9 protein-coding genes are annotated in these 13476 nt (G+C 40.4%); all 9 read right to left on the minus strand.

What is annotated here, in order from left to right; all coding sequences use genetic code 11:
• Positions 1 to 51: 51 nt before the first annotated feature.
• Complete coding sequence (tatA, locus tag Q7657_RS00495) at positions 52 to 243, minus strand: twin-arginine translocase TatA/TatE family subunit (RefSeq protein WP_107166414.1); 192 nt, start codon at positions 241 to 243, stop codon at positions 52 to 54.
• 13 nt (positions 244 to 256) lie between these two features.
• Complete coding sequence (locus Q7657_RS00500; protein WP_107166415.1) at positions 257 to 544, minus strand: hypothetical protein; 288 nt, start codon at positions 542 to 544, stop codon at positions 257 to 259.
• A 149-nt stretch (positions 545 to 693) separates the two neighbouring features.
• The gene (locus tag Q7657_RS00505; RefSeq protein ID WP_107166416.1) at positions 694 to 1389 is read right to left on the minus strand and encodes a response regulator; all 696 of its coding nucleotides are present in this window, start codon (positions 1387 to 1389) and stop codon (positions 694 to 696) included.
• Entirely contained in the window at positions 1382 to 2848 is a 1467-nt protein-coding gene (locus Q7657_RS00510) for an ATP-binding protein (protein ID WP_107166417.1), read from the minus strand. Before Q7657_RS00510 ends, Q7657_RS00505 begins: the two co-directional genes overlap by 8 nt.
• 160 nt (positions 2849 to 3008) lie before the next feature.
• Positions 3009 to 4871, minus strand: coding sequence for a potassium transporter Kup (locus Q7657_RS00515; protein WP_053987735.1), 1863 nt, complete (start codon positions 4869 to 4871; stop codon positions 3009 to 3011).
• 315 nt (positions 4872 to 5186) lie between these two features.
• Complete coding sequence (locus tag Q7657_RS00520; RefSeq protein ID WP_107166418.1) at positions 5187 to 6656, minus strand: MFS transporter; 1470 nt, start codon at positions 6654 to 6656, stop codon at positions 5187 to 5189.
• Positions 6657 to 7109: 453 nt separating this feature from the next.
• A complete protein-coding gene (locus Q7657_RS00525; RefSeq protein WP_258178274.1) occupies positions 7110 to 10148 on the minus strand; it encodes an HD domain-containing phosphohydrolase in 3039 nt (1012 codons plus the stop codon).
• A gap of 419 nt (positions 10149 to 10567) precedes the next feature.
• Positions 10568 to 10807 carry a cell division topological specificity factor MinE gene (locus Q7657_RS00530; protein ID WP_107166420.1) on the minus strand — a complete coding sequence of 80 codons (240 nt, stop codon included), beginning with the start codon at positions 10805 to 10807 and terminating at the stop codon, positions 10568 to 10570.
• A gap of 213 nt (positions 10808 to 11020) precedes the next feature.
• A complete protein-coding gene (locus Q7657_RS00535) occupies positions 11021 to 13468 on the minus strand; it encodes a molybdopterin guanine dinucleotide-containing S/N-oxide reductase (RefSeq protein WP_107166421.1) in 2448 nt (815 codons plus the stop codon).
• Between the last annotated feature and the right edge of the window lie 8 nt (positions 13469 to 13476).

Raw genomic sequence — 13476 nt, forward strand, 5'->3', positions numbered from 1 at the left:
GCAAGATAAATAGAGTGGCAAAATAATATTGTGTTTTTTGCAAATCATTTATTAACGTGTTATTTCTTCAGTATCTTTCTCAATAGCCGCTGTCGCCTTGGTTGGCTCATCTTTTACTGCATTCTGAAAGCCTTTTAACGCATAACCTAAATCGCTACCAAGTGTTCTTAACTTCTTAGTACCAAACAATAAAACGAAAATTAAACCGACAATAAGCAGTTTACCAATGCTGATCTCACCCATGATATCCCCCCTGTTATTTTGTTGATGCTTGTTGATGATGACTACGGTACACATCTGATTCATGACGATCTTTCAGTGCCGCAAAAACAAAAACTGCCGAGAAGAACACACTGATCACATCTTTAGCAAACATAAACTCTGGGTAAACATGCGAGATAAATAAATGGATCAAACACCACACTGACACAATTTGCAGGCCTAATATCCCCCACTGCTGCCACGCAGGTTTTAAAAACCCATTACGCGTGACCATCACAACAAAAAAGGCAACAGCAAGTAGCATTTCGATACTCAGTAACATACATATTCCTTATAACCTTAACCTTAACCTTAACCTTCTCCGATGGTATAAAGTTTGATCTAAGGTTTATGTAAGAAATGCCATCTGCAGTATAAAATTTTTATAAAGACCGCTTCTCAACTGCGATTTGTTATGGCGTATCACTGAGTTTAATCATCAGCAATTAAACGATATCCCACCCCATTTTCGGTAATAATGTATTGAGGCTGTGCTGGTGACGATTCAATTTTATGGCGCAGCTGGGCAATGTGAATACGCACATAATGGGCATGCTCAGTATAGTTACCACCCCACACTTCTTTTAAGATCTGCTTGTGTGTTAATACCTTACCCATGTTCTTCGCCAGTAGCGTAAGGATCTTATATTCTTTAGGTGTTAACTTGATGCTTTCACCATGATGCGTCACTGTTTGCATTGCCAGATCTAACACCACCTCGCCAAAGCGATATTGGATCACGTCACTCGCGGTATTATGAGAATGTAAACGCAACGCCACACGAATACGTGCTAGCAACTCTTCACTACCAAATGGCTTGGTTAAATAATCATTTGCACCAGCATCTAACGCTTGGACTTTATCCGCTTCTTTATCACGGGCAGAGATCACAATAATGGGAGTATCAGTCCATGCCCTTAACTCTTTGGTGAAATCTAACCCGTCAGCATCAGGCAAACCTAAATCTAACAACACCAAATGTGGCGACCAACTGACTATTTGCTTTAATCCCTCTTGGGCTGTCTCAACGGTTTTGACACTGTAGCCATGTCCGGTTGTAAGAATATCTAAGAAACGACGTATCGGCGCTTCATCTTCAATCACTAAGATCTTGATATCACTATTCATAAATGTCTGCTAAATCATATTTATCACAAGGAATCGCAACACTAAAAATACTCCCACCACCAGCACGAGGACTCACTGCAATCGTGCCGTTATGGGCTGAAACAATCAGCTTACAAATCGCCAAACCTAAACCGGTTCCCTTAACTTTGGTGTGCTCTGAACGATAGAAACGTTCAAAAATACGTTGGGTCTCTTCTGGGGCAACACCACAGCCTCGATCGGCAATATCAAACACAAAACAACCATTGATATAACCCGTAGCAATCTCAATCACCGCACCTACAGGGCTATATTTGGCGGCGTTTTCTATCAGGTTTGCCATGATCTGTTCAATCAAGGTGTAATCAAGCGAAACCAACATAGTTTCCCCTGTCAGTTTAATTGGATGCCCCTTAACTAACTGCTCTACCCGTTTAGTCGCACTACCAATGATCTCTTCAGGCTCCACCCAATCACGCTTAGGCACTAAGGTTTTAATGCTATAACGGCTAATATCTAGCAATTTAGTTAAACTGCGATTTAAGCTATACCCTTCTTCAGCAATCGACTGTAATAGCTCTTTTTGCGTATCTGCTGGCAAATGAATATTAGGATCAGTCAAAGTCGTAGCAGTGCCAATAATCGAGCCTAACGGGGTTTTCAAATCATGAGAAACTGCCGCTAATAAAGTGTTTCGCATTTGCTCTAATTGATTGGCTTCTTTAACTTGGGTTAATGCATTGTTCGCCTCTGATCGGGCTAACGATAAACTGATCAAAGTCGTTAGGATCGGGTTGAACAACTGCCCTTGCTTACTTTCAATCACTAACACACCAAATAAGCCTGACTCACCATTTAACGAGTGCAAGGTTACCTTGGCTGATAACATTTGGCTTAACGGCTGCCCTGTTTGTTTGAAATGCTCAACAGCTGAGAAAATATCGTTATCTTGCAGATCACGATGAGAGGCTAAACAAAATAGCGTCGGTGAGAATAGCCAGATCTGAGCTTTAAACTGTCCATTACGCTCTAAATGAGCAATCGCCGATTGAGCAATGGCTTGGCTTTCATTAAGTGAGGCTAACTCAGAGGCTAATTGATAGTTACTTTTTAACTCTGACTTTAGCAGTTTGTTTTTATTGATTTCACGCTGTTGCGATTGGGTGATTTTCACCGCAAATACACCACTGAACGCCATCACGGCAAAAGTAATGATGTGCTGATAATTTTGGAACTTAAACGAGTTATGCTCGGGTAATACAAAAAAATGAAACGCCACAATACTGATGGCGGTGATCACATACGCCAACTTTTGTCTAAGCCAGAAACCACTGACGATATTGAGTAACAGCAACAACATGGCAGTATCGGTTTCAATGATCACATCACGAAACGTCACCCCCAGATAAGTCACTAAGATATAAAGCACCAATAACACGGCGGTTTTATTCAGATCATTCCAATTTATGCGGCTAAACATGTCATTCATTTTTTGTATAACAATCAAACCGAGATAATACGCTTTAGGTATACCCCAATAAAGAAAAAAGAGCTTCTACCGTTATCCTCGTTAAGATGAAGATAACCGTGAAGCCCTTTTGATTTGTCGCTTAGATTTAGAGCTTAGACTCAATACAAGCTCAAATCTCCATATGTACCCCAATCTCAATTAAACGATCTTGTGGTACATGTAATCGCTCAGAAGTACGTAGTGCATTACGGCTCAATAAAATAAACAATCGAGCCTTTAAATCATGCCACAAGGTACTGGGTTTTAACTTCATTCGCTCCGATGACATAAAGAACACCGTGTCAACTTCATGTAGCGTGAACCCTTTGCAATTACAGGCAGTAAAGATCTGCTCAATATCTAACGATTCTTGATAACCCACATACGCAATCATCTGCCAAAACGATGGCGAGATCTGCTGGACTTCCAACCGTTTTAACGGATGCACCCTTGGCTGATCTGGGTATTTAAACGTCAGCAATACATTACGTTCGTGTAAGGTTTCGTTGTATTTCAAGTTATTAACTAACGATGCTGGCACATGATCTTCATTGCGGGTGAAATACACTGCCGTACCTGAAGCTCTCGGCCAATCTTTTTGCTCAAGCTCGTTGATCATCGCCTCAGCAGATAATGGCTGTTTGGTTAATTGTGCTATTCGCTCTCGCTCTAAAAACCATGTCACCATTAATAGAAATACAATCGAACCTATGGTTAAAGGTAGCCAACCACCATCAGAAAACTTCAATGAAGTTGAGACAAACAACAAAGAATCATAAAGCAGCATCAACACCGCATACTGGATCACCAAAGCCAACGTCCATTGCCACAAGTAACGTGCTACTACGATAATAAACAGTGAGGAAATTAACATGGTTGCAGTTACCGCTATCCCATACGCTGCTGCTAATCGTGCTGAACTACCAAAAGTGATCACTACTGTGATCACCAATACAAACAATAAAAAGTTAGCCAGTGGCACATAGATCTGACCTTGCTCTTGATGCGAGGTATGGTGGATTTGTACTGGTGGTAAAAAGCCTAAATTTACCGCTTGGCGAGTCAGCGAGAAAATCCCAGAGATCACCGCTTGCGAAGCGATAATGGTGGCAAGTGTCGCTAAAATCACTAATGGTAAGCGCAACATCTCAGGTGCCAGCATAAAGAACGGATTATCAATATCGCCGGTTTGTGATAATACCAGTGCGCCTTGCCCATAATAGTTGAGCACCAAACACGGCATCACAATAAAGAACCATGCTAATCGGATTGGCTTGATCCCAAAGTGCCCCATATCAGCATATAACGCCTCTACTCCCGTCACTGCCAATACCACTACCCCTAAGGTAAATAAGGTGGCAGCACCATGATGAGCAATAAAAGCACAAGCGTATTTAGGATTAAGTGCATAGAGCACAGTAGGGTGTTTAATGATGCTCAATAAACCCAGTAAGCCAATAGTGGCAAACCACAGCAACATCACAGGAGCAAATAAGCGTCCAATTTTACCTGAGCCATATTTTTGAATCGCAAATAAGCCACAGATAATGGTGATCGCAATCGGTAAGATCATGGGAGAAAAGTGACTATTAATCACCGTGATCCCCTCGACGGCAGATAACACCGACATCGCTGGCGTAATAATAGCCTCACCAAAGAAGAAGCCTGCCGCCAACATACCTAAAAATAAAATGCCTTTCTTTAAGTGAAGTGGAGCGACATTATGAGCTAATGATGTCAGTGTCAGTACCCCACCTTCACCTTTATTGGAAGCCCGTGTCACTAACGCTAGATATTTAATAGAGACCGTAATAATAAAGGTCCAGAAAACGAGTGAAAGAATGCCAAAAACGTTCGCTTGGTTAATGGCTATTGAGTGTGGCCCTTCAAACATTGCTTTGAAGGCATACAGTGGGCTGGTTCCAATATCACCATACACAATCCCAATAGACAGGCACGTGAGTACCAATAAAGACTGCTTTTGATTTTGCATTACTAATTTTATGTACATCCCATTATTGGGTGGCACAGTACCTCGTAAGAAATAGAAGCACGCAGGGTAACAAGGCAAATATAAAGAAAGGGTAATAATTGAAGTCAGTGATATAAAGAAAATATAAATTTTGTTTATTTAAAAAACAAACTGAATAGTTGAAATGCAATAAATTTCGTGCCAATTTTCCAGCACTAAATATATTATACAATGTTCAAATGGATTTTCTAGAAATAAAAAAAGAGCGTAAGTGAAATACTTACGCTCTTTTTTCAATAGTTATATTTTCAATATTCTTACTCGTTAAGAAACGAATTAAATATTCTCAATATTCTTACCTGATGTTTCAAAACGGTATTTGTATGTTACCCATGCACCGAGTACTGATGTCACCACTAAACTCAGCAGCAAGTTAAATACGCCGATTTCATGCATTAAGATCGGGAATAAAAAGGCCGTTAAAATTGCACCTAACTTAGCAATAGATGCTGCAAAACCTGCCCCTTTCGCACGAATTTTAACGGGGAATACTTCACCTGAAATCAAATAAGTCTGTGCATTCGGACCTAAGTTGTTCATAAAGTTAAACAGCATAAAACCTAAGAACAACACATATATTTGATAGTCACCCTGCAACTTAATCGATACCGCAGCAAAGGCTAAACCTACCGCACAGCCAATAAAACCGTAGATTTGCAGCTTCATACGACCAATCGATTCAGAGTAAATGATGGCGCAAATCACACCAACAATCAGTAATGAATCAATTAACGCCGTCCCTTTTGCCGAATAAATAATATGAGCAATCGTGCTGTGTAGTGCATCTTGACCCGCCACTGCAACATGCGGATCCAACACTGAGGCTAAAATTACCGGGGTAAAAATGCCGATACCATACGTGCCTAAGTCCTGAATAAACCAAGGAACAGAAGCTAAGATCGTTTTTGCACGGTACTTTTCTTTAAACAGTTTCTTATAACCGCCAACCCAAGTGTGCGCTTCTTCCCCTTCAGGACACGGTACTGCTGTTAATGACATTGTCGACTTCGGATCGCGATTTAACAGACGTTTCAGTGACGTTTCAGCCTCTTTCTCACGTCTTTTCGACATTAGCCAATGCGCACTTTCTGGAATAAAGAAACGTGCAACAGTGATCGCTAAAGACGGTACCAATGCCAAAATGTACATTAAACGCCAAGCGTTAATATCATCAACATAACTCAGCACCACGATGCCTGTTAGTATGCCCATTAGCACACCAATAGATTGAAACGCAAATGCGCCGAGTACCAGTTTGCCTCGATTTTTAGTCGGAATGCTCTCCGATATCATCAAGTGTGCGGTTGGGTAATCACACCCTAATGCCAAACCTATACCAAAGTTAAACAATAGGATCATGGCATAAGACTGGCTAGATGCCATCCCTACGAGGCAGATAGAGAGTAATGCCATCTCAACAATGAACATCTTCTTACGACCATATAGATCTGACAAGCCACCCAGCGCACTAGCACCAATTAAAATACCAAAGAGTATTGAAGAGCTTAATGTACCTTTTTGAAATTCCGTTAAATGAAACTGTAGCGTGATCAGGGGTAACGTTAGCCCCATCATGAACACAATCATTCCTTCAAAAAACTTTCCAAACGTTGCCAACAACCAAATTCGCCACTGAACCTTTGTCATTGATAAGCAAAAACGGCTTGTTCCTTCTTTCCATATTGAGGTGTCATCAATATAGTTTTGGATAGTCTTTTGACATTGAATATCTAAATTTTGATTCATGTTAAAATCAACAATGCTTATAGTCTGTCGACCAATAAATACCCAAGAGACTTGGATATAAGTATTAAAGGTGCGGCTATATAAACACAGACCGGAGTAAAAATATAAAAGATATTTTTAATTGGCTGTTCAATGAATCAAAACATATAAAAAAGAATATATATAATTATGACTAATTAAAGAGTAGTTATGATTGTTAATAATATAATAATCATATAGTTAAAGTGGTTATTTTGAATTGAGGTTAAATAAAAACATCCCATATTTAAATTGCAACCACAGCGAAGCATCAAAAGTAAAAACTAACTTTTATATTTTAAAAAAACTATCTTCGAATTATTGCGCAACATCACACAAAAAATAGACATTAGTGCGAAACATAATCTACCAGAAAAAATAATCCCGCCATTTTTACTGCGGGATTATGTGAAAAAATATGACTAACGACGCCAGTTATGCGTGTGATGTTTCGCGCTCTTTAGGGTGAAGATACTGTTCGATATTCACCGCATCTATCTGCTGTTGAGGAAGATACTTTTCAGCATAGCGCTTATACACACCACTGGATAAAAACAGCTTAAACAGCTCTAAGTCAATATGCTCATCCAGCGCCATTTTATACAAGATATCAATCGCTACACTTAACGGCTTGGCTTTCTTATACGGGCGATCTGCGGCTGTGAGCGCTTCAAAAATATCGGCAATCACCAAAATACGCTCAGGAACACTTAAATCATCGGCTGATAATCGACGTGGATAACCCGTCCCTTTCATGGTTTCATGGTGTGTTGAAGCATAACGTGGCACGCGAGCTAAATCTTCTGGGAATGGCAAACTTTCCAACATCTTAATCGTACTGATCATATGCTCATTGATCTTAAAGCGATCTTCTGGGGTTAATGTGCCTCGTTTAATCGTTAGGTTATAAATCTCTCCCAGATTGTATTGTAGTTCTGGTACTTGCATTTTGATCCCAAACGCTGGATCAAAATGGAGTTCATTAATACGTTCAATACGGTGCTCTGGCTTATCTGACAATAAATGCTCTTCAACGGGTAAAGTTTCAGACTTATCCGAGACTTTTAGCTCTTCTAATGGTGATAAACCAAGATGATCATCAAAATGACGCAGCCAAGTTTTATCTGCAATTTCACGAATACGCGCAATATGCTCATCACTCATGAATTCGCTACCAACATTGGCATTTGCAATAAATGCAAAATCTTCCTGAAGCTGCTTTTGAGTTTTATTTAAAGTTTCAATCGCTTGCTTTTGATCTTCAGGGTTATCAATAATGTGTTGGTAATAATCGACTTCCGCATCACGCCACAACACTTCAAAACGCATTCTGACTTCATGAATACGGTTGTAATTAGCTTCAAGCTTGGTGCCTTTATCAACGATATGCTCTGGCGTGGTGATCTTACCGCAATCATGAAGCCACGCTGCAATTCTAAATTCTCGACGCTCAGCATCATTATTAAAACGGAACTCAGCAAATTGCCCTTGCTGTGATTTCTCCACTTCATCAGCAAACATTAGAGCTATTTCAGGAACGCGGTTACAATGCCCTGCGGTATAAGGGGATTTATCATCGATAGCTTGGGCGATCAGCTGAATAAAGGATTCAACAAATTCATCCTGACGTTTTTCATGTTCTTTCAATGATTCCGAAACCTGATATGTCGAGGTTGAAAGCTCATGAATTTCTTTAATATTGGTTGGGATCACTGTGACATCATTATAACGATGCTGTTTAACCTTCTTATTCTCAGCACGCAGCAACAAAATCGGCTTCACAATAGGTTTGGCACATAACGCTGCTAATGGCAGTAATAAAAGCAGTAGTATCGCTGAAACATAAATAGATGTGCGGATCTTCTCTTCACTCATGCCATACACGGATATTTTTGGCACCATCGCGGCAAAAAAGATCTGATCATGACCACCACGGCGTACATCACGCACATAGTAAAAAACTTCATCACTGTCTTTATAACTTTCAATCAGCTTATTTTGCATAGTTATATCGTCAGTGAACTCGATAAGCTCAGAGTACGGTACAATACCTGACCGATTGACTTCTGCATTAGGATTTAGCCATTTTTGATTTAAGTAATATTGTTGTGCTGGGGTTAATGCCTCAATCGCTCGGTTAATGACTTTTAATAGCCCCGCCTTTTCAGGTGATAACACTAAAGACAGCGTCAGAGAGTTTTCAATATTCAGATCATAGTAATTCAAATCATCAATCATGAACTGCTCAGAAACATAGTTCAGTACCGCTTTAGCATCAATAAAGGCATCGACTTCACCATCATTTACAGCATTTAACGCGTCATGAACATGGTCATAAGTAACGACTTCAATTAGAGGAAACTTCTCATGCACTAAATTGATAATAGATAAGTTATTTAACAGTGCTAACCGCTTACCAGAGAGATCTTGCAGGTTTTGATAATTATTTTTATTCGACACTGCGATAGCAAACGGTGACTCAAATAAAGAACGACTAAAAATACCCAATTCCTGATTATTAGGTACATTTGGTACTGACGTTAAAATATCTAGCGTTCCATTTTCATACGCTTCACGTAGCGAAGTGCCTGTCATGCCATTAAAGAAATCGAACTCCAATCCCGTTGCTTGCCCCACCATATAAAGCAAATCAGGGATAAGACCTGCAGGACGACCAGAAATAGTAAAATCAATCGGCGCCCAGTTTTCTTTGTTCGATACACGTAGAACAGGGCTTTCATCCACCAATGCTTGCTCTTCTGACGTTAGAATCAGTGGAATAGAAGCAGGAATAGGCAAGCGAGAATACGATGATTCGCTGCTGGCAATTAACTCACCTGAATTTAAATACAAGAAGATATTACTTTCATTATTAAAGTTTTTATCTTTTAAAATAGTATTAAAATGAGACAGCGTGAGATCAATACCGACAACAATTTTTTTATCATTACTCGGCACCACCGCAGAATAGGTAATGCCCGTAATTTCCTCGGGTAAAAATAAATACGGGGCACTACGATAAATAACATCATCATGAGCATGCTTGTACCATGAACGTAGCGTCGGCGTGATGACATTTTTACGTTTTACTTTTTTGCGTAAATTAAAGTCTTTATCATAATAGTGATCATATTGAGCTCCCCCGTCATCATCGGATAAACGCTCAATTACCAACCAACGATCTTCTTTTAATGCATTATTTTTATGCCTAACCTCTGGCATTGCATCCAGGTTAATCACGATGTACGTATAGTTATTTTCATCACCGAGAAAAACACTATAAAAGCTCGGGTTATCTTTTAATACTTTGGTAAAAATCCCACGGATATCTTCTTGTGATGGCGACTTCAAAACCGTACCCAAGTGAGATAATAACTTAATGGTACTTACCGCATTATCGTTCACGCGAGTAACCGCATCAGATACCGATTCAGCCATCATCTGATACTTACTTCTAGCTTGCTCTCGTGCCATCTCTTTACTGTGATAATACTGAAGACCTATCGCAATAGACGACGTAATTACCGACACCAATACAAAAAGAGAAATAACAATCGACTTTATACTAATTCGCCGATGTTTAAACAGAGTCCTTCCTAACATACTTTCCGCGATCCCATTACGATTTATAGCTACACGAATAATACAAACTATTAACTATATCAATAATAATTATTGAATACATTTCAGATAGAGATAACAAAGTTATGTCAAGGAACAAACAAAAAAGCTAAAACGATGAAATTTATTGATAAAAGAAGCGTAGCGGCACTAAAGGAAAGACGGGGAATTCAGAAAATAAGATGAAAATGAAAGAAATTTAGACGTAAAGATGTATTGCTTTAGGCAAAAGCAGAAAAGAAGGAGCTTTTACATTCAATCAAACGATTAAACTATGAACAGCGACACTTTATTTTTAATAGAGACGTCGATTCAGACGTTTTAACGATCTCGATCTTATTTTCTTTAACATCTGACCATTGAGATAAAAGCTTAGCTAACTCATCTTTCATCATCTGAATATTGTAAGGAATACGGTTAGTACGAAGTTCACCTAATAGGCGTTGCTTAGCAATGGAGGCGGAACCTAACGCAGGCCTGTCTGTTTCTTTAGTCTTCCACAGTTTGAACATACTCAATATCCTTATTTATTAAAAATTCTTTTGTACGATTATAGTGTAGTTTTGCTTTCAGTTACATTTTATCGATGTTTTCACGATCTTGATCAAACAAGTCTTATCAAAGATCATTCTTAACTCATTATCTAAAGATATCGACTGTTTTTCTAAATAATTAAGCCGCAATAGTTCATTGCGGCTTATGATTATTTTGATGATTTAAATAGCTTACGCAATGGCCGGTTCATCGAATGCGGTGAGTGGCAATACCGGACCTGTGTATTTTTCAATTTTCACTACTGACGAATTACCTGCACAACCATTGGCTAAACGAGAAGTCGGAATATCGCCAGTCAGCACATTACAACCACCGTTTTTACAAATCCCTGTTGCTGGATCTAAATCAGGCCATGCGCCTTCGTGAATACACACTGAACCTTGCTTTATACCATCAGTAATGTAAGCACCAACTAGCACTTGACCACGATGGTTATAAGCACGTACTAAGTCACCTTGCTTGATACCGCGTTGCTTAGCATCTTCAGGGTGAATAGAGATCGGCTCACGATCTGCAATCGCATATTCTTTACGAAGTTCAGCATAGTTCAACTGGCTATGAAGACGGTGCGCTGCATGGGATGTCATTAGCTGTAATTCACCATCTTTGGCATTACCTACCCACTCCGTTGGCGCTAACCACGTTGGATGAGGGGGACAATCCGCATAGTTATAACCTTCAATGGTTTTCGAGAAGATCTCAATTTTACCACTTGGTGTACCTAGTGGATTCATAATTGGATTTTCACGGAACGCTTGATAACGAACAAACTTGGCGTTTTGCGCGTTGTATTTCATTTCAAGCAGTTGGTTTTGTTTCCAGAAATAAGCAAAGTTCGGCATTGCAACACGGTTTTGACGACCAATCGCTTGAGCTTCTTTGTAGAAACCGTTTAGCCATTCCATCTCGGTTTTATTTTCGGTATAAACCCCACGACCACCTGCTTTTAGGCGCTCTGCCATATCGGCGAATACATCAAAGTCATTGCGTGCTTCAAACTGTGGTTCAACCACTTGCTTCATTGGCACCAAGTGTTGATTACTGTAGTCACCTGTCATGGTTAAATCATTACGCTCAAACGAGGTAGTGATCGGCAACACGATATCTGCGTGTTTTGCTGCTGCTGTCCAATATGGCTCTGAAATCACAATTAATTCAGGTTTCTGCCACGCATTAATTAAGCGGTTGGTATCTTGGTGGTGAGTAAAGTTCGCACCGCCAGCCCACCAGATCATTTTGATCTCAGGAAAGACTTTTTCATGACCATTATGCTGATAGGTTTGCCCCGGATTTTCTAACGCTTCAACAATACGCGCCACTGGGAAACTATTCATTGCGCCAGATACTGCCCAGTCATTACCGGCAGAAGAAGCACCATCAATAGCAGCAGAAATCGCTGGTAATACGCCAGCATCACGGGTTGGGTTACCACCGTTTGAATAGTGATAAGAGAAGCCAAAACCACCACCCGGTAAACCGATTTGCCCCAACATTGCAGCTAACGTCACCAGCATCCAGTGACGTTGTTCACCATATTGCTGACGTTGAATACCCCAGCCCGCCATTAACATGGTGCGATTTTTACTAAAGATATTGGCTAAAATTGTTAGCTGCTTAGCTGGAACACCACAGATAGCCGATGCCCATTGTGGCGTTTTAGCAATACCGTCTGATTTACCTAACAAGTAATCTTCAAACTTGTCATAGCCTGTGGTGTATTTATCCAAGAAAGCTTTATCGTACTGACCGCTTTCAACCAATGCGTGAGCAATACCTAGCATCATTGCCACATCGGTACTAGGGTGTGGTGCAATCCACTCTGCGCGATCACCAAAGAACTCAATGGTTTCCGAGCGCATCGGATCGATAGCAATAATGGTCTTGTTCGATTTTTTCAGTTGATGGAAAAACTCAAGACCCGCCCCATCAGTCGCACTCCACGCGATCTTTAAGGTATTAAGCGGATTCAAGCCCCATAGCACCACAACATCACTGGTTTCTAACACCACAGGATACGTGGTTTGCTGCTCATACACTTCAATCGAGCCCACCACGTGCGGCATGATCACCTGTGCTGCACCAGTTGAATAGTCACCCATATGACCCGAGTAACCACCCGCCATACTCATATAACGCTGCAATAAGGTTTGTGCTTTATGTAATACGCCACTTGAACGCCAACCATAAGCACCAGCAAAAACGGATTCGGGACCATAAGTTTGACGAATACGCATATGTTGGTTGTGGATCAAATCTAACGCTTGATCCCAACTCACACGCACAAACTCATCACTGCCACGTTTACCTTGTGGCGCTGTTGGGTTGTCTAAATACCCTTTACGTACCATTGGGTATTTCACACGAGCTTTAGTGTGCACATAATCTTTCGCTGTGGTTTGTAAGCTGTTTTCAACCGTTGCTGGTAATGCGCCTTTCGATGACACAATCTTGCCATCTTGCACTTCAATCAGCATTGCGCCCCAGTGAGCAGCCGAGAGCACCGCTTTTCCTTGTAGCTCAGTGGTGGTTGCACAAACAGGCATCGCCTTAGCAATCGTCAATGCCCCAACAGAAGCAGTCGCGCCTTTTAAAAAGTGGCGGCGTGATAATGACATCATGGTAATTT

It is taken from the genome of Candidatus Photobacterium acropomis, from assembly GCF_030685555.1.
Classification (GTDB): domain Bacteria; phylum Pseudomonadota; class Gammaproteobacteria; order Enterobacterales; family Vibrionaceae; genus Photobacterium; species Photobacterium lucens.